This window comes from Sphingomonas faeni, assembly GCF_040407505.1.
In the GTDB taxonomy this organism is placed as follows: Bacteria; Pseudomonadota; Alphaproteobacteria; order Sphingomonadales; family Sphingomonadaceae; genus Sphingomonas; species Sphingomonas faeni_E.
The window spans coordinates 372,283-395,307 of sequence record NZ_JAPZPQ010000001.1; the positions used below are offsets into that span (position 1 = coordinate 372,283).

Annotated in this window: 20 protein-coding genes and 1 tRNA gene; 19 read left to right on the forward strand and 2 right to left on the reverse strand. The window is 67.0% G+C overall.

Features of this window, described 5'->3' with window-relative positions:
- Both O6X71_RS01810 and O6X71_RS01815 read left to right on the forward strand, forming a co-directional pair.
- On the forward strand, positions 1–1,617 hold the full coding sequence (locus O6X71_RS01810; protein ID WP_353464193.1) for a DHA2 family efflux MFS transporter permease subunit: 1,617 nt from the start codon (positions 1–3) through the stop codon (positions 1,615–1,617).
- Positions 1,617–3,080 (forward strand): efflux transporter outer membrane subunit, encoded by a 1,464-nt coding sequence (locus O6X71_RS01815; RefSeq protein ID WP_353464194.1) that lies wholly within the window; start codon positions 1,617–1,619, stop codon positions 3,078–3,080. The genes O6X71_RS01810 and O6X71_RS01815 overlap by 1 nt, the downstream gene beginning before the upstream one ends.
- Before the next feature lie 305 nt (positions 3,081–3,385).
- Here O6X71_RS01815 and O6X71_RS01820 read toward each other — a convergent pair whose 3' ends face one another.
- Positions 3,386–3,721 carry a DUF6481 family protein gene (locus O6X71_RS01820; protein ID WP_056058003.1) on the reverse strand — a complete coding sequence of 112 codons (336 nt, stop codon included), beginning with the start codon at positions 3,719–3,721 and terminating at the stop codon, positions 3,386–3,388.
- Between the two features lie 309 nt (positions 3,722–4,030).
- Between O6X71_RS01820 and O6X71_RS01825 the strand changes: the two genes are divergently transcribed.
- Together O6X71_RS01825 and O6X71_RS01830 are read left to right on the forward strand one after the other, a co-directional pair.
- Positions 4,031–5,659: a hypothetical protein gene (locus O6X71_RS01825; protein WP_056058006.1), complete on the forward strand. Its 1,629-nt coding sequence runs from the start codon at positions 4,031–4,033 to the stop codon at positions 5,657–5,659.
- Positions 5,660–5,766: 107 nt separating this feature from the next.
- Positions 5,767–8,559: a TonB-dependent receptor domain-containing protein gene (locus O6X71_RS01830; protein ID WP_353464195.1), complete on the forward strand. Its 2,793-nt coding sequence runs from the start codon at positions 5,767–5,769 to the stop codon at positions 8,557–8,559.
- A 170-nt stretch (positions 8,560–8,729) separates the two neighbouring features.
- Here the strand turns inward: O6X71_RS01830 and O6X71_RS01835 are convergent, their stop codons facing one another.
- Positions 8,730–9,386, reverse strand: a complete 657-nt coding sequence (locus O6X71_RS01835) for a prolyl hydroxylase family protein (RefSeq protein WP_353464196.1) — start codon at positions 9,384–9,386, stop codon at positions 8,730–8,732.
- A 182-nt stretch (positions 9,387–9,568) separates the two neighbouring features.
- On the opposite strand from O6X71_RS01835, the gene O6X71_RS01840 reads away from it, so the two are divergent.
- From O6X71_RS01840 to ccmC, 15 genes are all read left to right on the forward strand, one after another.
- Entirely contained in the window at positions 9,569–10,351 is a 783-nt protein-coding gene (locus O6X71_RS01840) for a type II secretion system protein N (RefSeq protein ID WP_435368432.1), read from the forward strand.
- Complete coding sequence (gene gspD, locus O6X71_RS01845; RefSeq protein ID WP_353464198.1) at positions 10,348–12,561, forward strand: type II secretion system secretin GspD; 2,214 nt, start codon at positions 10,348–10,350, stop codon at positions 12,559–12,561. Before O6X71_RS01840 ends, gspD begins: the two co-directional genes overlap by 4 nt.
- Positions 12,562–12,606: 45 nt before the next feature.
- Positions 12,607–14,127 (forward strand): GspE/PulE family protein, encoded by a 1,521-nt coding sequence (locus O6X71_RS01850; RefSeq protein WP_353464199.1) that lies wholly within the window; start codon positions 12,607–12,609, stop codon positions 14,125–14,127.
- A 122-nt stretch (positions 14,128–14,249) separates the two neighbouring features.
- A complete protein-coding gene (gene gspF, locus O6X71_RS01855) occupies positions 14,250–15,476 on the forward strand; it encodes a type II secretion system inner membrane protein GspF (RefSeq protein WP_353464200.1) in 1,227 nt (408 codons plus the stop codon).
- An 8-nt stretch (positions 15,477–15,484) separates the two neighbouring features.
- A complete protein-coding gene (gspG, locus tag O6X71_RS01860; RefSeq protein WP_082444053.1) occupies positions 15,485–15,925 on the forward strand; it encodes a type II secretion system major pseudopilin GspG in 441 nt (146 codons plus the stop codon).
- Positions 15,926–15,950: 25 nt separating this feature from the next.
- Positions 15,951–16,415: a GspH/FimT family pseudopilin gene (locus O6X71_RS01865; RefSeq protein ID WP_353464201.1), complete on the forward strand. Its 465-nt coding sequence runs from the start codon at positions 15,951–15,953 to the stop codon at positions 16,413–16,415.
- Entirely contained in the window at positions 16,405–16,809 is a 405-nt protein-coding gene (gspI, locus tag O6X71_RS01870) for a type II secretion system minor pseudopilin GspI (protein ID WP_353464202.1), read from the forward strand. Before O6X71_RS01865 ends, gspI begins: the two co-directional genes overlap by 11 nt.
- Complete coding sequence (gene gspJ / locus O6X71_RS01875; RefSeq protein ID WP_353464203.1) at positions 16,806–17,492, forward strand: type II secretion system minor pseudopilin GspJ; 687 nt, start codon at positions 16,806–16,808, stop codon at positions 17,490–17,492. Before gspI ends, gspJ begins: the two co-directional genes overlap by 4 nt.
- Positions 17,479–18,477 carry a type II secretion system minor pseudopilin GspK gene (gene gspK, locus O6X71_RS01880; protein ID WP_353464204.1) on the forward strand — a complete coding sequence of 333 codons (999 nt, stop codon included), beginning with the start codon at positions 17,479–17,481 and terminating at the stop codon, positions 18,475–18,477. Before gspJ ends, gspK begins: the two co-directional genes overlap by 14 nt.
- Positions 18,474–19,559, forward strand: a complete 1,086-nt coding sequence (gspL, locus tag O6X71_RS01885) for a type II secretion system protein GspL (RefSeq protein ID WP_353464205.1) — start codon at positions 18,474–18,476, stop codon at positions 19,557–19,559. The genes gspK and gspL overlap by 4 nt, the downstream gene beginning before the upstream one ends.
- Entirely contained in the window at positions 19,556–20,032 is a 477-nt protein-coding gene (gene gspM, locus O6X71_RS01890; protein WP_353464206.1) for a type II secretion system protein GspM, read from the forward strand. The genes gspL and gspM overlap by 4 nt, the downstream gene beginning before the upstream one ends.
- Entirely contained in the window at positions 20,029–20,754 is a 726-nt protein-coding gene (gene gspN, locus O6X71_RS01895; RefSeq protein WP_056482527.1) for a type II secretion system protein N, read from the forward strand. Before gspM ends, gspN begins: the two co-directional genes overlap by 4 nt.
- 66 nt (positions 20,755–20,820) lie before the next feature.
- Positions 20,821–20,897: transfer RNA gene (locus O6X71_RS01900), tRNA-His, on the forward strand.
- Positions 20,898–21,008: 111 nt separating this feature from the next.
- Positions 21,009–22,058, forward strand: coding sequence for a Leu/Phe/Val dehydrogenase (locus tag O6X71_RS01905; protein ID WP_353464207.1), 1,050 nt, complete (start codon positions 21,009–21,011; stop codon positions 22,056–22,058).
- A 178-nt stretch (positions 22,059–22,236) separates the two neighbouring features.
- Positions 22,237–22,962 (forward strand): heme ABC transporter permease CcmC, encoded by a 726-nt coding sequence (gene ccmC, locus O6X71_RS01910; RefSeq protein ID WP_133031903.1) that lies wholly within the window; start codon positions 22,237–22,239, stop codon positions 22,960–22,962.
- Positions 22,963–23,025 lie beyond the last annotated feature (63 nt).

Sequence of the window (23,025 nt, forward strand, 5' to 3'; positions counted from 1 at the left end):
GTGGCCAATGCGCCAGCCAAAGTCGATGCGGGGGGCGGCCACACCTGGTCGCCCAGTCGGTCGGCGGCGGGCAAGTACAGCCCGTGGCTTATCGTCGCGATCATCTCGATCCCGACCTTCATGGAGGTGCTCGACACCTCGATCGCCAACGTCGCGCTCGATCACATCTCGGGCGGGCTGTCGATCACCACCGATCAGGCGACCTGGGTTTTGACCAGCTATCTCGTCGCCAACGCAATCGTCATCCCGATCTCGGGCTGGCTGTCGGACGCAATCGGCCGGAAACGCTATTTCCTACTGTCGATCGCGCTGTTCACGCTCGCCTCGCTGCTCTGTGGCCTCGCGCCGAACATCGGTACGCTGGTCGTCGCCCGCGTCTTACAAGGGATCGGCGGCGGCGGATTGGCGCCAGTCGAACAGTCGATCCTCGCCGACACCTTCCCGCCCAAGCAACGCGGAATGGCGTTCGCCGCGTTCGCGATCGTCGTCGTCGTCGGCCCCGTGCTCGGGCCAACGCTCGGAGGCTATATCGTCGAATATTCGAGCTGGCACTGGGTGTTCCTGATCAACGTGCCGGTCGGCATCGCCGCGTGGTTCCTTGTCGAGACGTTCGTCGACGAGCCGCCGCAGGTGAAGAAGGACCGCGACGAGCGGTTCAAGAACGGCCTGACGATCGACTATGTCGGCGTCGCGCTAGTCGCGCTCGGGCTCGGCTTCCTCGAGCTCACCTTCGATCGCGGCGAGCGCGAGGACTGGTTCGCGAGCGGTTTCATCGTCATGTCGGCGATCATCGCTGCGGTCTCGCTGGTCACGCTCGTCGTCTGGGAGCTGAACCACAAGGACCCGGTGATCGACCTCAAGCTGATGAAGAACCGCAACTTCGCGCTGACGATCGGCGTGATGGGTGTCACCGGGATGATCCTGTTCGGCACCACGCAGCTCATTCCGCAGATGCTGCAACAGGTGCTCGGCTACAGCTCGCTCGATGCGGGTCTCGCGCTGACCGCTGGCGGTCTCGCGACGCTCGTCATGGTGCCGTTCGCGGGGCGACTGAGCGGGCTGGTCGACGTGCGCTTCCTGCTGTTCCCGGCGTTGCTGGTGCAGGCGTTCGCGCTGTGGAACATGAGCCACCTGACCGCCGACATCGCGTTCTCAGACGCGGCGTTCGCGCGGCTGTTCCAGGCGATGGCGTTGCCGTTCCTGTTCGTGCCGATCAACGCGATCGCCTATGTCGGGCTCAAGCAGACGCAGACCGCGCAGGCATCGAGCCTGCTCAACGTCTCGCGCAATCTCGGCGGGACGATCGGCATCTGTTTCGCGCAGACGCAGCTCGCAGGCGGTTTGCAGCGACACCAGTCGGAACTGACGCAGACGCTCAACCCGCTCGATCCGAATTATAACGACTGGATACAGAAGGCGACGAGCGTGTTCGGCGGGCAGGGCGATGCGACGACGCCGTTGGCCGTCCTCTACAGCCAGATGCAGCGGCAGGCGACGATGCTCGCGTTCCTCGACGTGTTCCGCGCGATGATGGTGGTCGTGCTGTGCGTCGCGCCACTGGTTCTATTCATGCGCTCCGGCAAGACCGGCGGCGCACCCTCGGGAGGGATGCATTGATGCGTGCGCGGTTCATGGTGGTTGCGGTTGCGGCCCTGCTCGCGGGGTGCACCGTCGGCCCGAATTACGTCGCTCCCGAGATGGCGGTGCCGCCGGCGTTCGTCGGTCCGCAAGCCACAGTGGGTGCGACCGTCGATCCGGCGCGCTGGTGGTCGGCGTTCGGCGATCCGCAACTCGACGGCCTCGTCGAGCGCGCGCTGAAGGGGAATCCCGACATCGCGATCGCCGCGTCGCGTGTGCGGCAGGCGCGGTTGCAGGAGATGGTCGCGCGCTCGCAAGGATTGCCGAGCGTCAACGCGAGCGCCAGTCCGAGCCATATCGAGTTCAGCAAGAACGCCGGCCTCTCGTCGATCGCACGCGCGTTCAGCGGCGGCACGGGGGCAGGGGGCACCGGCTCGACCGGCGGCATCGCACTGCCCGGCAGCGGGATCACGACGTACTCGGTCGGGTTCGACGCAAGCTGGGAGCTCGACCTGTTCGGCGGCGTCCGGCGCAGCACCGAAGGCGCACGGGCAAGGACCGAAGCGGCGGTCTGGTCGAAGCGCGACGCGGCGGTGACGCTCGCCGCGGAAGTCGCGCAGGCGTATTTCGCCCTCCGGCTCGACCAGGCGCAGATCGCAACGATCGAGGGTGAGATCGTCCGCCAGCGTCGCGCGCTGGAGATCGCGGGCAACACCGCCAAGGTGGGCCTCGTCCCGCCGATCGACGTCACCCGCCAGCGCGCCTCGATCACCTCGACCGAAGCGCGCGCCGAACCGGTCCGCGCCGATGTCGACGTCCGCATGCACGCACTGGCGATCCTGCTCGGCGAGCCGCCCGCGACGCTGATGTCCGAACTCGCAGCACCTTCGGTCGCTCCGCTCGGCGTGCCGACCATCCCAGCCGGGTTGCCGTCGGAACTGTTGCGTCGTCGCCCCGACATTCGCGCGGCCGAGCGCGATCTGGCTGCCTCGACCGCGGATATCGGCGTTGCGGTAGCGGACATGTATCCGAAGTTCAGCCTGACCGGCATGACCCAGCTGATCTCGACCGCTTTGGGCAATCTGTTTTCGGGTGACAGCCTCCAGCTGACCGCATCGGGCGCTGCGCAGTTCCCGTTGCTCGACTGGGGCCGGCGTAGATCGACCGTGAAGTCGCGCGAGGAAGACCGCGAGCAGGCGTATCTCCGCTATCGCTCGACGGTGTTGCAGGCGTTGCGCGACGTCGAGGATCCGCTTGCACAGATCGCTGCCGAGCGGCGGCGGAACGCGGCTTTGCAGCGGGCGGTGGTCGATGCGCAGAGCAGCGCGAAGGCAGCGGAGTCGCAGTACCGAACCGGCTTCGTGGCGCAGACGACGCTGCTGAACGCGGAGACGGACGTGCTGACGGCGCGCGAGCAACTGGTGTCGAGCGATGCGCAGTTGCGGCAGCTGACGGTGGCGCTGTTCAAGGCGCTGGGGGGCGGTTGGGAGCAGGCTGAATAAGGGGCCGCTTCACTACGTCCGTCACCTGACCCTACTTGTTCTCCCGCGAAGGAGGGAGCCCAGTCCGGGCTCCCGCCTTCGCGGGAGAACATACTAGGTGGTGGAGCTCTTCCGCTAGTTAACCACCACCCCGGCGAAGGCCGGGGCCCAATTGGGAAACATCGGTAACGTAGGTGTTTGCTTCACCACCGCCACCTTGCCAATTGGGCCCCGGCCTTCGCCGGGGTGGTAGTTGTTTTCGGCAGGTGCTTCCGGCGAGCAGTCGTTCGTTCAGAAACAAGGGCGGCCAAACGACCGCCCAAAAATCACTTCTTCTTGTTCTTCCGCGCCGCATACTTAGCGTCACGAATCGCCTTCTTCTCGGCGTCGGTCAGTTCGACCTTGGCCTCGGCCTCGCGCTTCTTAGCAGCAGCAGCCTCAGCCTCAGCCTTCTTCGCGGCCTTCGCCTCGTCCTCTGCAGCGCGCTTGGCAGCGCGCTTCTCGCGCTCGGCCAATTCCTTGGCCTCGCGTGCGGCAAGGCGCTCGGCTACGACCGCTTCGTCGATCGGCGGCTTGGCACGCAGCGCTTCGAGCGCCTTCTGCTTGGCGGCGGCTGCGCTGCTCGTGCGGTCCTGGAAACTGGGGTCCTTGAAAGAGGCCATTGTCGTCGAATAATCCTGTAATGATGGTCCACCCGCCCGAACGCAGGGATGCGCCGGCGGTGACTCTGGCAGCGCCTGTAAATCATCGCGCGCCGGATCGGAAGAGATGTGTTCGATAGCGCGGTTTTCAACCCCGTGCGTCAGTAGCGCCCCAATCGACAGTCATCGAACCGTCATATCTTAGTCATGCAAGCGTCATCGAAATCGCATCGCGGCGTCATCTGGCCAGCCTAACCGCCATGTCACGGTCGGCAGGGGGGAGCCTGGGTCGATCCGAACAATCAACGGTACGACTCGGGAGTCCTTCGCATGACCAGCTTTACTCGCCTCGGCACGATCCTGCTGACCGGCACGGCCTGCCTCGCACTCACCGCTTGCGGCGGTGCCGACGACGTCGCTTCGCCGGGCGCAGGCACGGTGATCATCACCCCGCCAGCTACGCCGACCCCGACGCCGTCCACCCCGACGCCGACCCCATCGGCGATCACGGCAGCGCAGTTCGCCTCGACCTCGGGCGGCCGCTCGGACGGCACGATCACGATCAGCGCCGACGAGCAGCTTGCGATCGTCAACGCCGGCACCAACAACAACGTCAGCGGCACCAACGTCCTGACCGGCGTGTACCCGACCGCCGCGACGTCCGCCACGACCGCGACCGACCCGTCGTCGATCAACCCGTTCTTCGCCAGCACCAATTTCGTTGGCGCGCTCAACGGCCCGACCGACACCGCATTCCAGGGCTGGACCTGCGCCTCCACGTCGGCCGAGTTCGGCGGCAGCACGACCGCGCGCTGCACCGCGGTTCCTGCCGTCGGCGCTGGCGGTTCGGCCGCAGCGTGCCCGACCGGCACGATCGACGACGGCCTGGTCCAGACGTTCCGCGCCTGCCGCCTGCCGACCAACATCACGTCCAGCCTGACGCTGCCGAAGATCGCCGGCGTGTTCTACCGCCTGCGCGGCCAGACCGAAGTCGGCGCCGATGTCGGCACGACCGGTGCCGATACCGGCGTGACGCTGACGATCGCACCGGGCGTCGTCGTCGCCGCGGACTCGACCGAAGTCACCGCCGATCTCCTGCTCGTCAACCGCGGATCGAAGATCAGCGCCGTCGGTACGCGCGACGCGCCGATCATCTTCACGTCGCAGCAGAACCTGACCGCCAACGGCGTCAGCGATGCGACGCAGGGCCAGTGGGGCGGGATCATCCTGCTCGGCCGCGCGCCCGTCGCGGTCTGCGCAACCGGTACCGGCCCGAACAACGCCGGCGGCACGAGCACGACCTGCCAGCAGGCGATCGAAGGCGTCACCGGGCGCTTCTACGGTGGCCCGACGGCGGCCGACAACAGCGGCACGATGCAGTATGTCCAGATCCGCTACAGCGGCATCGCGATCAGCGACGGCAACGAGCTCCAGGGCCTGACGCTCGGCGGCACCGGTTCGGGCACGACGATCGATCACGTCCAGAGCCACAATTCGGCCGATGACGGTATCGAGATCTTCGGCGGCACCACGAACATCAAGTATTTCGCGGTCACCGGCGCAGACGACGACGGCTACGATATCGACAACGGCTATCGCGGCTTCATGCAGTTCATCATCGCCGCACAGCGCCTGCTGGGTGCGACCGCCGACTCGTTCTCGACCGAGATCGACTCGAACGGTGCCGAAGACCTGCTGCCCCGTACCTTCGGTCAGTATTCGAACTTCACGTTCGTGCAGACCGCGCTTGCGCCGGCCGCTATCCGCCAGCGTGGTGGTTCGGACATGCGCTTCATCAACGGCATCGTGAAGTCGCCTGCGACCGTCGCCTGCCTCAACCTGATCGCGCAGGAAACCAGCCAGGCCGATCGCTCGACGATCCGCGCGGCCGATGCCTCGAAGCAGGACCAGGGCCCGCCGATCTTCACCTCGGTCTACTTCAACTGCAACGGCCGGTAACGCCTCCGGTCGGCTCTCCGCAGTCGATGATGTGAGCAGCGATGCCGGGGTGGTTCCAAAGACCACCCCGGCATTCGCCCATAGACCCCTGATCTGGATATTCGGCCATGCAAACGCGCTTCGGCTATGCCACCTTACTTCTCCTGACCTCGCAGCTGGTCGCGCCGGCTGTGCTCGCCCAGACCGGCGGCGCTGCACCCGCTCCAGCCGCCTCGCCACCCGCCTCGACGACGCAGACCGGTCCGACATCGACGCCGGTGGATGTGTCTGCGCCACAAGCAGCCGGAGCGGAGGCCGAAGTGTCGACGCCGGGTTATGACCCCAATGGCGGCGAGGACATCGTCGTCGTCGGCCGCAACATCCCGAATTTCGTCCGCGCGACCCCGCAGGTCGTCTCGATCCTGTCGACCGAAGACATCGCACGCACCGGCGAAGGCGACATCGCCGGCGCGCTGTCGCGCGTCACCGGTCTCAGCATCGTCGGCAACGGCTTCGTCTATGTCCGCGGTCTCGGCGATCGTTACTCGTCGTCGCTGCTCAACGGTTCGCCATTGCCGAGCCCCGAGCCGCTGCGCCGCTCGGTCCCGCTCGACATCTTCCCGACCACGATCGTCGGCTCCGCGCTGGTCCAGAAGACCTATTCGGTGAACTATCCCGGTGAATTCGGCGGCGGCGTGATCAACCTCACGACCAAGGCGATCCCGGACAAGAACTTCCTGTCGTTCGGCGGCTCGGTCTCGGCCGACACCGCGACCACCAGCGAACTCGGCTACACCTATTATGGCGGCGATGCCGACTGGATCGGCTTCGACGACGGCACGCGGAAAGTGCCGAGCTTCATCAAGAACGCGCCGAGCGGCACCGGCAACATCTCGGCCGCGCAGGCCGCGACGCTCAGCAACGCCTCGACCTCGCTGCTCCAGCGTAACAACCAGCTCCCCGCCAATTTCTCGGGCGAGATCAGCGGCGGCTCGGTGTTCGACATCGGTTCGGGCAGGCTCGGCGTGATCGCGTCGGTCAGCGCGAGCAACACCTTCCGCACCCGCAGCATCACGCAGCAGGATTCGGTGACCAACGAAGGCCTGCTCCGCAACGATTTCCAGACCCTGCTGACCGATAACCGGATCGTCGCCAACGCGCTGATCGGCGTCGGCTACGAGTTCGGCGAGAACAGCATCAAGCTGACCAACGTCTATATCCACGACACGCTGAAGCAGGCGCGCGGGTCGGCGGCGACCACCTACAACAACTCGAGCGGCCTGCGTTTCCAGCAGAACACCAACTGGTTCGAACGCCAGCTGTTCGAGAGCCAGCTGGTCGGTGCGTTCAAGCCCGTCGACGCGCTGACGCTCGACGTCCGCGGCGCCTATGCCAATTCGAAGCGCAATGCGCCGTACGAGCGGCAGTTCGACTATCTCTGCTCGAACACCACCACGACCGGCCAGCCGATCACGGTGCAGGATCCGAACGGAACCGGCGGCGCGCAGTGCAACGGCGCGTATCAGGTGACGCAGCGCTTCTCGCCGTTCGCGTCGATCATCTTCAGCGAACTGAAGGAAGACCTCTACAGCGGGCAGGCGGATGCGGCGTACAAGCTGTCGACCGAGCGGCCCATGACGCTGTCGACCGGCTATTTCTACTCGGATACGAAGCGTACGTCTTCGCGCCTCCAGTTCAACTACCAGACGCCGCGCGGTGGTGGCACCGCGCCGGGCTATCCGTACAATCTGCTCCGTCCGGATTACCTGCTCGCGATCGATACCAACGATCCGCTCAACTCGCTGGAGTTGCAGTTCAATACCCCGCTCGGCGCGTATCAATATGATGCGTCGCTGCGGATCCACGCGGGCTATGTCCAGGCCGAGGCCGAGGCGACCGACGGCGTCCGCGCGACGATCGGCGTGCGCTACGAGACGGCGGACGAGCGGGTCACCCCGATCGGCGCGACCACGACGCGGCTGAAGAACGATTACTTCCTTCCGGCCTCGACGCTGACCTGGAATTTCGCGCCCGACATGCAGCTTCGTGCGAGCGCCTCGAAGACGATCTCGCGTCCGCAGTTCCGCGAGCTTGCACCACAGCAGTTCCGCGACCCCGAATCGGATCGCCTGTTCTTCGGTAACCCGCTGTTGCAGGATACCAAGCTCTACAATCTCGATGCGCGCTACGAATGGTTCTTCGCGCGGGACCAGCGCTTTACGCTCGGTGCGTTCTACAAGCGGATCGACAAGCCGATCGAGCAGGTCGGGTTCTACACCGGCGCCGACGATCGTCTCCAGACCGGCTTCACCAACCTGCCCAAGGCCAAGCTGTACGGCGGCGAGGTCGAGTTCCAGAAATACGTGCCGCTCGACACGCTCGGCAGCGATTTCTTCGCGACGCGCCGCCTGCTGTTCATCGCCAACTATACCTATACGCAGTCGTCGATCACGGTGGACGGCAGCTGCGTGCCGAACGTCGTTGATCAGACGACCAAGGTGGCAGGCTGCCAGACCGGGTTCGCGCCCGCGACGGGTAATTTCCGGGACGGCGCGCCGCTCACCGGCCAGTCGGACCATCTGGTCAACGTCCAGCTCGGGTTGGAGGACACCAAGCGGCTGTCGCAGATCACGTTGTTGTTCAACTATGCCAGCGACCGCGTAACCAATCGCGGCCCGTCGAACCTCGGCGGCACGGGCTTCCTGCCCGACATCATCGAAAAGCCCGGCATCCGCCTCGACCTCGTCGCCCGCCAGGGTGTCGAACTGCGCGGCGCCAAGTTCGAGGTGAAGGCCGAGGCACGCAACCTCACCAAGACCCGCTTCACCGAGGGCCAGACGTTCGAGAACGGCAACAAGGTGTACATCAACCGGTATAACCTGGGTCAGGTGTTCACGCTGGGCATCAGCACGACGTTCTGAGGGGCGAATCGGAAGCTATGATCCTCCCCCGCAAGGGGGAGGTGGCGCCGAAGGCGACGGAGGGGGAGGAGACGCGACAGGCGTTGCTTTTGCCGCCCCCTCCGTCAGGCAAGTGCCTGCCACCTCCCCCTGGCGGGGGAGGATTGTAAGCCGAGCGACATGCCGGGATCTCAGCCCCAAGGCTTCTCGCGAAACCATTTGGTGATCACATACTTGACCCCCGCGCGCACCTTCATCCCGTGATGCAGCGTCGCCGGGTTCATGCTCCCATCGGCACGCCGGTTGTTCCACGCCAGCAGCTTGCCCGTTTCCGGCTGCACGATCTTGTCGATCGCCTTGAACCGCGTCGCGCCGCCGGCTTCCGGCTGGTTGAGGTAGATCATGACGGTCCACGTCCGATTGCCCGCGACCCCGCAATAACGCTGAAAATCGACGCCGTTCGGCTCGAAATAATCGGTGTGTCCCTTGAACTCCTGCCCGACCGCATAACGCTGCCCCTGGAGCGGTTCGCCGTACACCGGGTCGAGTCCGGTCAGCGCCGCGATCCGGCGCTCCACCTCGATCGCGACCGGATCGAGCGGCGACAGATCGCCCGTCTCGCTCGTCCGATAGTTCGCATCGCCGTTCGAATCGGAGATCGTCGACGGCCGTCGCACCGCGTCGATCCGCTCGATCAGCGTCGTGCACAGGTCCGGCGGCAGGAAGTCGCGCCGCACGAACAGGTCGAGCTTCGGGCTCGGTACGCGCTGCACGCCGGGCACGGACAGCCGCGCGATGATCGCTTCGGGAGGCAGGCCGGAGCCGCTGGACGGGACAGGATCGGACATGAGCGTCTTCTGCCCATCGCCGACGCGAAGCGCTACCCCATCAGAATCGAAGCAACCAACGCGCAAGCCATTGACGCGGAATTGTAACATGGCATGCCTACGCGACGAAGAGAGCGGGAAATTGGGGTGGGTCGCGGATGCGATTGAAGCTGGACGCGCGGGCGCGCCGTATCTTGCGGCGTATGCCGGTTGTGAATGTCTATAGTGTCGTCGAACTCGCGCTGCTGGCCGGGCTGGCGGTGCAGTGCGCGCGACTGGCGTGGACGATCGTGACGCCGATTACGCCGCTCGGCGACTGGCGTCCGGCCGCGCCGATGGTGGTGGGCTCGCCCGCCGATATCCTGCGCGGTTTCGATCCGTTTTTCCGCCTTGGTGGCGCGGCGGGCGCACCCGCTACGGTAACGTCACTCCAGTTGACCCTGTTCGGCACGCGGATGGATGAAGCGATGGGTCGCAGCTCCGCGATCATCGCCGGTCCCGACGGCGTCCAGCAGAGCGTCGCGGTCGGCGACGAGATCCAGCCCGGTGTGCGGCTCAAGTCGGTTGCGTTCGATCACGTCACGATCGACCGCGGCGGCGCCGACGAGGACCTCTTCCTCGATCAGTCGGGCGCCGTCACGCCGGTCGTCCCGAGCGCGGCGCCAGCGGGTGCGCCCGGTGCCGTTGCCCCCGTCGTCGGCATCCCCGTGGCCCAGTTGCGCAGCGAGATCGGCTTCATTCCCCGCATCGACGGCGGCCGCATCAGTGGGCTCACCGTCCGCTCGCAAGGCTCGGGCAACGCGTTCCGTTCCGCCGGGCTCAAGGACGGCGACGTCGTCACCTCGATCGGCGGTCGTCCCGTTTCCGGTCCCGGCGACCTCGACCGCATCGCCAAGGATTTCGCGGGCGGCGGCAACGTCCCCATCACCGTAGAACGCGGCCAGGATACCCTGCCGCTCGCCATCACGATCGCGCCCCCTAAATGAAAAAACTGTTTTTCGGCCCCGTTATAGCCCTCGCGCTGGCGGCCGGCGTTCAAGCCCAGACCACGCTCAACGTCCGCGATGCCGACATCCGCGCGTTCATCGCCGATGCCGCCAAGGTCACCGGGCGCACGTTTATCATCGACAACCGCGTCGCCGGTAAGGTGACGGTGGTCACCGATCGCCCGCTGTCGCGCTCCGAATATTTCGAGATATTCCTCTCGACGTTGCGCGCCAACGGCCTCGTCGCGGTGCCGACCTCGGGCGGGGCGTTCCGCGTCCAGCCGCTCGACAACGCCGCCTCGCAGCCGAGCCGGATCGGTGTCGCAGGCGCCGCACGCAACAGCTACGTCACCGAGATCATCCGACTCCGCGCGATCGACGCACAGTCCGCGGTCGAGACGGTTCGCCCGCTGGTCAGCGCGCAGGGCTCGGTCAGCGCGAACCGTGGCGGCAACAGCCTCGTCGTGGTCGATTTCGCCGACAACATCCGCCGCATCCGCGAAGTCCTTCGCCGGATCGACACCGACACCTCCTCCACCCGCGTCGTCGCGCTGAAGAACGCGAGCGCGAAGGAAATCGCCACCGCGCTCCAGGGTCTGATCGGTGCTGGCACCGGAGGCGGTCAAGGCGGGCAGGGCGGTGGCGCCGCCGCTGGCCCGAGCGCATCCGTGGTCGCGGTCGAGGGCTCGAACGCCGTCGCCCTGCGCGGCGATCCGACCACCGTCGCCCGCCTCGCGCAGGTCGCCGCCGACCTCGACCAGAAGGCGCGCAACGGCACCGAGATCAAGGTGGTCTTCCTTGAGAACGCCGATGCCGAGCAGTTGCTGCCGGTGTTGCAGGAACTCGTCGGCCAGACCCCGACGCAGCCCGTGCAGACGGCGTTGTCGCGCTCTAACTTCGGATCGAGCAGCACCAACGGGGCGTCGGGCGGACAGTCGAACTTTTCGCAACCACAAATCCCGCAATCCGGACCGTCGCCGAGCGGCGCGTCCGGCTCCGGCCAAGCCGCGATCACGTCTGCTGGCCGGTCGGCCGTGGTCGTCACGCGCTTTGCCGGCGCCAACGCGATCGTCATCGCCGCACCCGCCGAGATCCAGCGTCAGCTGAACGAGGTCGTCCGTCAACTCGACACGCGCCGCGAACAGGTACTCGTAGAGGCGATCGTCGCCGAAGTCTCCGATTCGACCGCGCGCACGCTCGGCGCACAGTTCATCGTCGGCGATCCGAGCGGTGGCGCGTTCGGCGCGTCGACCTTCTCGAACTCGGCGCCCAACATCCTCCAGATTGCCGGCGCGATCGGCGCACGCTCGATCGGCGGCAACGGCACGACGGTCGTCGCGCCCGATGGCACGCGCACCGAAACGAACACGCCCAATGCCGCGGCGGACGCTTTGCAGCAGTCGGCAATCGCGTCGATCCTCGCGGCCACCGGCGGCTTTGGCGGGTTCGGCGGCAAGATCGGCAGCACCTTCTTCGGCGCGATCATCAACGCGGTGAAGAGCGACACGACCTCGAACCTGCTCCAGGTCCCGCACCTGGTCACGCTCGACAACCAGGAGGCGCACAGCCTCGTTGGGCAGGAGATCCCGATCACCACGGGGCAGGCGCTCAGCACCAATTTCGACAACGCCTTCCGCACCACGCAGCGCCAGAATGTCGGCATCGAGCTGACCGTCCGGCCGCAGGTGAACTCGTCCGGTACGGTGAAGCTAAACCTCCGCCTCGAGGTCAGCTCGATCGCCGGCCCAGTGTCGAGCGACAACAGCGACCTGATCCTCAACAAGCGCGAGGTCGAGACCGTCCGCACCGTCGACGACGGCCAGATCGCGGTGATCAGCGGCTTGCTCGACGATAACGAGCGCCGCACGATCGAGAAGATCCCGCTGCTCGGCGACTTGCCCGTGCTCGGCCATTTGTTCACGTCGAAGGCGAAACAGCGGTCGAAGACCAACCTGATGATCTTCATCCGCCCGACGATCCTGCGCACTGCCGAGGATAGCCGGAAGCTGACCGAGCAGCGCTACGGCTATGTCCGCCTGCAACAGGGCTTGCAGGAGCCGGGCGCCGAGCCGTCGATCGACCAGCTCGTCCGCGACTACATGGGCGCCGCCCCGCCGATCCCGAGCGCACCGATCCCCGGCAGTATCGAGGACCCGCGAATCGCCGTCCCGGTACGTACCTCGACGATGGTCGTGCGACCCAAGAAATGATCATCCGCGAAGGCCACGAGATCGACGCAACTTCTCCCCTCCCGCATGCGGGAGGGGGGTGAGATAGACCTCCCCCAGATCACCATCCCCTACGCCTTCGCCAGAAAGTTCGGCGTCGTCGTCGACCACACCGACACCGACTCCCACCTCACCATCGCGATGCGCGCCGGCGCGGACCCGAAAGTCCTGCTCGAACTCCGCCGCTACCTCGCCCGCCCGTTCGACGTGACCTTCGTCGAACAGATCGCCTTCGACCGCCTCCTGTCGAACGTCTACGCGATGGACGGCCAGGCCAACGCGCTCGCCGCGGTCGGCATGGGCGACGAACTCGACCTGCTCGCGGGCGACATGCCGACCGCCGAGGACCTGCTCGACACGGCTGACGACGCCCCCGCGATCCGCCTCATCAACGGCATCATCGCCGACGCCGCGCGAAACGGCGTGTCCGACATCCACATCGAGCCATATGAGTCCGGCCTAGTCGTCCGCATGCGCATCGACGGTGTGCTCCGCGAAACACTGCGCATGCCGCCCAACGTCGCGCCAGTGGTGGTCAGCCGCATCAAGGTAATGGCACGCCTCGACATCGCGGAGCGCCGCGTGCCGCAGGACGGTCGCATGGGGCTGACTTTAGGGGGCAAGCTGCTCGACGTCCGCGTTTCGACGCTGCCGAGCCGCGCTGGTGAGCGGGTGGTGTTGCGTATTCTCGACAAGGAAAACGCGGGCATCGACCTCGAAGCGCTTGGCCTGCCGCCCGCACTGTTCGCGCTGCTAAATGAGGCGTTGAGCGAACCCAACGGCATCATCCTCGTCACCGGTCCGACCGGCTCGGGCAAGACCACGTCGCTCTACGCCGCGCTCCGCCTGCTCAACGACGGCAGCCGCAACATCCTCACCGTCGAGGATCCGGTGGAGTACGCGGTCGACGGCGTCGGCCAGACGCAGGTCAACCCGAAGGTCGGCCTGACGTTCGCGGCAGGGCTGCGCGCGATCCTCCGCCAGGATCCCGACGTCGTGATGGTCGGCGAAATCCGCGACCGCGAGACCGCCGAGATCGCCGTGCAGGCGTCGCTCACCGGCCATCTCGTGCTGTCGACGGTCCACACCAACGACGCGATCGGCGCGATCACCCGCATGCGCGACATGAAGGTCGAGAGCTTCCTGCTCGCCTCGACGCTGCGTGCGGTGATCGCGCAGCGCCTCGTCCGTCGCCTGTGTCCAACGTGCCGCAAGGCCGTCCCTGCCTTGGATACGGTAGCCCCGCTGCTCGGCATCGCACCGGACGCGGTCGTCTACGTCGCGCAAGGCTGCGAAGACTGCAACCAGACCGGCTACAGGGGCCGCATCGGCGTCTTCGAAGCGGTCCGCATCGACGACACGATCCGCCGCCTGATCAACACCGACGGTCATGAGTCGGAGATCACCGCGCACGCGTTTGCCAAGTCGCCGAACCTAGCCCAGTCGGCGCGCGACCTAGTCCTCTCAGGCCAAACCACAGCAGAAGAAGCCGTTCGCGTATCCCGCCGCGACACGACCGAAGTCGCGCCCGAGGTGGCAGATGCGTAACGCCTCTTCCCCCCCCCCTGAAAGGGAGGGGCCGGGGGTGGGTCGGCCGGCTCGGGCCATCGACCCCCGCCTAAGCAGCCGACCCACCCCCAACCCCTCCCTTCCAGGGAGGGGAGCGCGTCGTGGCTGACTTCGACTACATCGCGATCGATACCAAAGGCGCCGAACGCCGCGGCCACGTCGCCGCGTCGGACATAGACGTCGCGCGCGCCACCCTCGACGCACGCAAATTCTACGTCGTGAAGATCACCCCCGGCGCACCGCCACAGCCAACCAAAGGCCGCCCGCTGTTCGGCCTCCAACTCGGCACACCGAAGATGTCGGGCAAGAACCTCACGCTCTTCACTCGCCAGCTCGCCACCCTGAACCGCGTCTCGCCGCTGGAGGAATCGCTCCGCACGATCACGCGCCAGACCGAGCAGGACAGCGTGCGCACGATAGTCCAGCACGTCCATGCCGGCGTCGTCGAAGGCCGCCGCCTCGCCGACGCGATGGCGCGCGAACCGAAAAGCTTCCCGCCGCTCTACCGCGCGATGGTGTCGGCCGGCGAAAGCTCGGGCTCGCTCCCGACCATCCTCGACCGCTTGGCGGCCCTGCTCGAACGCCAGGCCGAGATCCGCGGCAAGCTCATCACCGCGCTCGCCTACCCCTCGATTCTCGCGCTCGTCGCGTTCGGCGTCGTCACCGCGCTGATGATGTTCGTCGTGCCGCAGGTCGTCGAACAATTCGATACGGTCGGCCAGCAACTCCCGCTGTTGACGCGGATGGTCATGGCGTTCTCGGCGTTCCTCGTCGGATATTGGTGGGTGATGCTGCTGATCGTCGTCGGTGGCGGGCTAGCGGGGTGGCGGGCGCTGAAGGACCCGACGCTGCGGCTCGCGTTCGACGGTTGGCTGCTCCGCATTCCACTGCTCGGCCGGCTGCTCCGAGACCTTCACGCGGCACGCATGGCGCGCACTCTCGGCACGATGGTCGCGAGCCGCCTGCCGCTGCTCGACGGCCTCAACCTCACCGCCAGCACGATCCACAACCGCCGCCTCCGCCAGGCGTCGGACCAGATCGTCGACGCGATCCGCGGCGGCGGCTCGCTCTCTGCCGCGATGCGTCGCGCTGGCGTCTTCCCGCCGTTGCTGACCTATCTTGCAGCGAGCGGTGAAGCGGCGGGCCGTCTCGACGAGATGCTCGAGCGCGCCGCCGATTATCTCGAACGCGAGTTCGACCGTTTCACCGCCACCGCACTCTCGCTGCTCGAACCGCTGATCATCGTCGTGATGGGCGGCATCGTCGCGACGATCGTGCTATCCATCCTGCTCCCGATCCTCCAGCTCAACACGCTGGCCGGACAATGAGGTTGTTCATGCGTCCCGAAGATAAAAAGAAGCGCCGCGAGGCCGGCTTTACCCTCGTAGAGCTGATGGTCGTGATCGTCATTATCGGCCTGTTGGCGACGATCGTCGCGCTCAACGTGCTGCCCTCGGGCGACACCGCGCGGATCCAGAAGGCGAAGGCCGACATCGCCCAGATCGAGGGCGGTCTGGAACTCTACAAGCTCCAGAACATGACCTTCCCCAACACCACCCAGGGGCTGAACGCGCTGGTGTCGGCACCCGCGGGTCTCGCCGATCCGTCGCGCTATCAGCGTGGCGGGTATCTGAAGAAGCTGCCGAACGATCCCTGGGGTCGCCCGTATCTCTATGCCTCGCCCGGCGCGCACGGCGAGGCCGACGTCTGGACCTTCGGGGCGGACGGCAAGGAAGGCGGCGAGGGGATCGATGCCGATATCGGCAGCTGGCAATAAGTCCTTGGACTGGGCCCCCGTCTGCGTGAGGCCACTTTCGCGGAGACGCGAAAGTGGCTTCACGCTGGTCGAGCTGATGGTCGTCGTCACGATCATCGGTCTCGCATCCGCTGTGGCCGTTCTCGTCATGCCGGACCCCCGCGGCCGCGTGCTCGACGAGGCGACGCGCTTCGCCCTGCGCACCCGCGCCGCGCACGATTCGGCTATCGTCGAGGCGCGTCCGGTGAGCGTCTGGATCAGTGGCGGAGGCTACGGCTTCGACCGTCGACTCGCTGGCGGCTGGACGCCGATCGCGGAGAAACCGATGCGCGTCGAACGCTGGAACGACGGGACCAGAGCTAGCATCGGCGATACGAGCGGCCGGATGCGCGTGACGTTCGACCCGACCGGCCTCGTCGATCGCCCAGCGGAGATTCGGCTCGACCGCGGCGGGGTGGTGGCGACGGTCCACATCGACGCCGACGGCAGCGTAAGAGCCGATGCAGGCTGAGCGCGGCTTCACCCTTCGTCGACGTTACGCCGAACACGGCTTCACGTTGATAGAAATCATGGTCGCACTGGCGGTGTTCAGCCTTGCGGCGATGGCGCTCGTACGTCTGGAGAGCGCGACGATCCGAGGCGCATCGATCCTCGACGAAACGTTCGTCGCGCAGATGGTCGCGCGCAACGTCGCGATCGACGCGGTCACCAGCGCGCAGCCACCGACCGTAGGTCGCGTCACCGGTACAGAGACCAACGGCGGCCAGCCCTGGACGTGGACCCGACAGGTGAGCGCACTCGGCGGATCGAGCGTGCTGCGGATCGACGTTGCGGTCGCCGACCGGACCGGCACGCAACTCGGCCGCCTGACGATGGTGCGACCCGCGCCGCGGATGGTGATGTGACGCCTCCGAAAACCGAGGCCGGCTTCACGCTCATCGAAGTCATGGTGTCGCTCATGATCTTCGGGATGATCGCCGCGGCAGGTGTCGCGATCCTGTCGTTCAGCGTGAAGGCGCAGAGTTCGACCGGTGCCAAGCTGGACGACATCAGCGCGCTTACGCGGACGATGTCGATCCTGTCCGCCGATCTCGCCCAGGCATCGAACCGCGCCACCCGCGACGAGGCCGGCACCAGCGTCCCCGCGTTTATCGGCGAAAGCGGATCGGGCGTCACGCCGATGCTGCGCCTCGTCCGCGCCGGCTGGAGCAATATCGACGGCGCGGCGCGCTCGAGCATGCAGAAGGTCGCCTACCGCGTCGATGGCGGCGCGCTCCAGCGGATCGCGTATTCGATGGTCGACGGCGCGCAACCGCTGCCGCCTGCCGCGCTCCTCACGCATGTCCGCCAGATCGCACTCCGCTATCGCATCGCGGGCGCCTGGAGCGATCGCTGGGACGGCATGAGCGGCAGGCCGTTGCCAGACGCGATGGAACTCACCGTTCAGCGCGACGACGGTACGCAGTTCCGCCAGATGTTCCTCGTCGGCACCAGTTACATCCCGGCGCCGTCTGACGGAACGGGGCCCGCCGTCACACCACCTGCGGGCACCCCTCCGGGACAGGAGACGCCCGGTGCGCGCACCTGATTTCGGCATTCGACGCGGACAGGAACGGGGCGCGGCGCTGCTCACCGTCCTGATGCTCGTCGCGATCATCGCGGTAATGGCCGGCGCGGCGCTGGAAAAACTCCGGCTGTCGACCCGCCTCGCGAGCAACGCCGCAACTGGCGAGCAGGCGCGCGCCTATGCACTCGCGGCGGAGACGATGGCGCTGACCCGCGTCTCGAACCTGCTCGCGCCAAAGCCTACGCGAGTCACGCTGGCCGGCGGCTGGAGCAACACCCCGTTCGGCCTCCCGGTCCCCGGAGGCTTCGCGACCGCGCGCGTCCGCGACGGCGCGAACTGCTTCAACCTGAACTCTCTCGTCGGCATGACGACCCCGGGCGTATACGTCGCGCGTGGCGACGTCCGGCCGCAGTTCGTCCGCCTGATGCGGCTGCTCGACGTACCCGTGCAGGTCGCCGAACAGGTCGCGGCGGGCACGACGGACTGGATCGACAGCGATCAGGACCAGTCACCGATGGGGGCCGAGGACGGCGCGTATCTCGGCCGCGTGCCGTCGTACCGCACCGCCGGCACGCTGATGAGCGACCCCAGCGAACTGCGCGCGATCGCCGGAATGACGCCCGAGATCTACACGAAGATCCGGCCGTGGATCTGCACGCTGCCCTTTGCCAAGCCATCGCCGATCAACGTCAACACGCTGCTGCCCGAACAGAGCGTGCTGCTGGCGATGATGTATCCCGATACGTTGTCGGTCGGTGCCGCCCAGCAACTGCTGCTGCGGCGACCGGTGCAGGGCTACGCCACGTTCGACGAAATGCAGAAGGGCGCGTCGTTGCTCGGCGCCGCCAATATCGCGCCCGGCGCGGACGCGCAGGTGCTGTCGAAATGGTTCACGCTCGATATCGACGTGACGCTCGGCACCACTCAAATGCAGGAACGTGCGCTGATCGACGCGAACCGGCTTCCCGCGCAGCTCGTATCGCGGCAATGGGGCGAGCCATCATGACGACTTTGCTGTTCCTTCCCGCCGGCGAGACCGGATATCGCTGGATGCGCGTCGCGGACGCGCGCGTGGTTGGGGAGGGGGAGGGTATCCCCGATGCGATCGACGACGAGACGATCGCGGTGGCGCCTGCCGATGCGGTGACGCTGCACTGGGCGGAACTGCCGTCGCGGTCTGCGGCGCAGGCGACGGCGGCCGCGCGAATCCTCGCAAGCGAGGCAAGTGCATCGCCACTCGCCGAACTCCACGTCGCAGTCGGGGACGAAGGTGCGACCGACCGACCGATCGGCGTCGTCGGTGCCGCGACGATGCGCGACTGGCTGCTGATGCTGGCGGAGGCACGCGTCGATCCGGTCGCGCTGATTCCCGCACCCATGCTCCTTCCGCGACCCGAAGAGGGGTACGCGCGGGCGGAGCTTGCGGGCAGCGGTGTCGTGCGCGGCACGTCCAGCGGGTTCGCCGACGAAGCGCGGCTGACGGAGTTGGTGACCGGCGGCACCGCGCCCGCGACGATCGACCGCGATACGCTGGAGGCAGCGATCGTTGCCGCCGCCATGTCACCGCCGCTGGATCTGCGGCAGGGGCCGTTCGCGCGGCGGCGACGGTTCGCGATCGACTGGGGGCTGATCCGCCGGCTCGCGCTGTTGTCGCTGACGATCCTCGCCGTGACGCTGGCGATCTCGCTCGTCCGCATCGCGAAGTACAGCTTCGGCGCGGACGCCCTGGAGGCGGAAGCCAACACCGTGGCGGTCACCGGTTTGCCGCGCGGCGAGACGGTCGTCGACGCCAGCCGCCAACTCGACGAGCGCCTGTCGCGCGTGCGGGGACCGGGGCTAGGCTTCACCAGCACGACCGCGGCAGTCTTCGCGGCGGTGCGTGCGACGCCCGGCACCGAAGTCACCGCGCTCGATTTTCAGGCGAATGGCGACCTGCGCCTGTCGGTGGCGGTCGAGCGGGAAGCCTTGGCGACCGACCTGAAGCGCGCGCTCGAATCCGCCGGCTTCTCAGTCCGCGCGGGCGTGTTCCAGGCTGCCGCCGGCCGCGTGACGGGTGAACTCACGATCAGCCCGGAGAGCGGACGATGACCGGATTGAAAACCTGGTTCGAAGGTCGCTCGCTACGGGAGCGGCGATTGCTGCTCGTGATGGCGGCGCTCGCGGTGCTGACGTTACTGTGGGCGCTGATCATCCGCCCGGTCGGCGACGGCCTGTCGAGCGCGCGCGAGCGTCATGCCGACGCCGTTACCCGGCTCGGTGAGACGCGCGCGCAAGTCGCGACGTTGCGCGATATCCAGCGGACTCGCGCCACGCCGCTGACCGGCACGCTCGCCGATGCGGTGCGTGCCGAAGCGGACCAGGCCGGGTTCGCGCTCGCCTCGCTCGATCAGGACGGGGCTAGCCGGGTGCGCATCGGCATCCAGTCGGCGCGCCCCGCGGCGCTGGTCGCGTGGCTCGCGCGTCTCGAACGTCTCGGTATCCTCGTCGATTCGGTGGCGATGACCGACAAGGGCGACAAGACCGTCGGCGTCGCGCTCACGTTGAAGGCCCGCGCGGCATGAGGCGGATTCGTTTGCGTACCGGCCCCGCCGCGCTGTTCGGTGGGATGCTGCTGATCGCGCTGATCGTCTTCCTGCCGATGCGCGCGGTGCTCGGCTGGGTCGGCGTCGGCGACGAAGGGCTGGTCGCGCGGCGCGTGTCGGGGACGATCTGGGGCGCGACGCTGACCGAGGCGCGGTTCGGCGACCTCGCGCTCGGCGATCTGCACGCGCGGCTGTCGCCACTGCCGCTGCTGGTCGGCCGCGCGACGATCGTCTTCGCCGGTCCCGAATCGGTGTCGGCGAAGCCGTTGCGCGGGTCGGCGAGCGTCAGTCGCCACGGCTTCGGCGTCGACCACATGACAGCCTCGGTCGCGACCGGCCGGCTGTTCGCGCCGGTGCCCGTCTCCGCGCTAGACCTCGACGACGTCTCGGTCCGCTTCCGCGATGGCCAGTGCGAAGCCGCCGAGGGCCGCGTCCGCGCAACGCTGGCGGGCGACGTCGGCGGGATCACCTTGCCGCAGTCGGTGAGCGGCACCGCACGGTGTGACGGCACGGCGTTGCTGTTGCCGCTGGCGAGCCAGTCCGGGACCGAGAGCATCGCGCTTCGGATCGAGGGGGCAGGGACCTACCGCGCCGAGCTGTCGCTGCGTCCGTCCGATCCACTGGCGGTCCAGAAGCTCGAGCAGGCGGGCTTCGTGAGCGGCCCGAACGGATACAAGCTCGCCATCGAAGGACGTTTTTGACGTCTTTTTGGCAAGTCGACGGTTGACGCCGCCCGGCGACCCCCGCTAGGGGGCGATGCCTACGCGGCGGTCGTAGTTCAATTGGTTAGAGCGTCGGCTTGTGATGCCGGATGTTGCGGGTTCAAGTCCCGTCGGTCGCCCCATTTTTCCATTATTTTTCCGAGCCTCCCCAGCGTGAGCGCTTTGGGCTGGTAAAACCGGCTGGAAAATAATATTTCGCTTCCCGGTAATTTTATTCTCCTCAGGAGCCGGCGATGACAGCGGTTTGGGACCTTCCCGATTTCGACGACCACGAGGGCGTTCATGCCTTCACCGATCCCGAATCGGGTCTGCATGCGGTGATCGCGGTGCACTCGACCAAGCTCGGGCCGGCAGCCGGCGGCGCACGCTTCTGGCATTATGCCGACAACGGCCGCGCGGTGACCGACGCGCTGCGCCTGTCGCGCGGCATGAGCTTCAAGAACGCGATGGCGGGCCTGGAACTCGGTGGCGGCAAGGGCGTGGTCCTCGCGGCCAAGCCCGGCGACGTCATCACGACGGCACAGCTCGAGGCGTTCGGCCGCGCGGTCGACTCGCTCGGCGGGCGCTACGTGACGGCCGAGGACGTCGGCATGTCCGAAGACCGCATGAAGGTGATCGCCAGCCAGACGCGCTACGTCTCCGGCCTGCCCGTCGCGAGCGGCGCTGCGGGTGGCGATCCCGGTCCGTACACCGCGCTCGGCATCTATCTCGGCGTGAAGGCGGCGGCGCAGCGTGGCCTCGGTGCGACCGACATGAAGGGCGTGCGCGTCGCGATCCAGGGCGTCGGTTCGGTTGGCGGCGGGCTTGCTCGGTTGCTCGCGAAGGACGGCGCGGTGTTGACGCTGGCTGACGTCGATGAAGGTCGTGCGCAGAAGCTGGCCGGCGAACTCGGCGCGACCGCGGTGGCGGCCGAGGCGATCCTGACGACCGAGGCGGACATCTTCAGCCCGAACGCGCTGGGTGCGATCCTGACCGAGATGTCGATCGCTGCGTTGAAGGCGAAGGTCGTCGCCGGCGGAGCGAACAACCAGCTGAGCGTTCGTGAAGACGGTGCGCGGCTGCATGCTCGCGGTATCCTCTATGCGCCGGATTACGTGATCAACGCTGGCGGGATCATCAACGTCGGTCTCGAGTATCTGGGTCACGGCGACGAGGCCGAGGTGAAGGCACGCATCGCGCGCATTCCCGAGCGTCTGATCGAGGTTTGGAACGAAAGCGACCGCACCGGCCAGCCCGCGTCGGACGTCGCCGACAGCATCGCGAAGGGCTTGATCGGCCGCTGATATCCTTCTCCCCTCCGGGGAGAAGGTGGCACGAAGTGCCGGATGAGGGGAGTTGGGGCGAACGACCCGAGCCTCACTTCCCCTCACCCTCCCACCGCAAGTGCGGCGGGCCCCTCCCTCTCCCCGACGGGGGGAGGGGCTTTAAGTCCGCGATGACTTGCCATAATGGCTGTCCCCAGTGGCCACCCTACACGCCTTCGCAAACCCCGCGCGCTTCCTGAAGATCGCCAAGCCGTTGACGCCTGCGCTTTTTTGGCTTGGCGTTGCATTCATCGTGCTCGGCTGCTGGGCCGGCCTGACCCAAACCCCGCCGGATTATCTCCAGGGCGAGACCGTCCGTATCCTCTACATCCACGTCCCCGCCGCCTGGCTCGGCATGGGCGGATGGAGCGGGATCGCGATCTCCAGCATTATGTTCCTGGTCTGGCGCCACCCGCTCGCCAGCGTCGCGGCGCGCGCGATCGCGTTGCCCGGCGCCGTGTTCGCCGCATTGTGCCTGATGACCGGCTCGATCTGGGGACGGCCGACCTGGGGGACGTGGTGGCAATGGGACGGCCGGCTGACCTCGATGCTGCTGCTGTTCTTCGTCTATCTCGGCTACATGGCGCTTGCGAAAGCGGATGCGGATCGTGGCGGCGACGGCCGCGTGCCGGCGCTCTACGGGATCGCCGGATCGGTGCTGCTGCCGATCATCCGCTATTCGGTGGTATGGTGGAACACGCTGCACCAAGGGCCAAGCATCGGCCTCACGCAATCGACGATCGACGGTTCGATCCTCTGGCCGCTGCCGATCATGCTGGCCGGGTTCACGTTCGTGTTCGCCGGGATCGTGTTGATGCGAATGCGGACGATGCTGGCTGTTGCGAAATCCGAAGCTCGGATGCGCAGAATGGCGAGAGCATGAACCCCTGGCCGTTCGTGACTGCCGCGTATGTCGTCACGCTGGGTGGCGGCGCGATCATCGCGT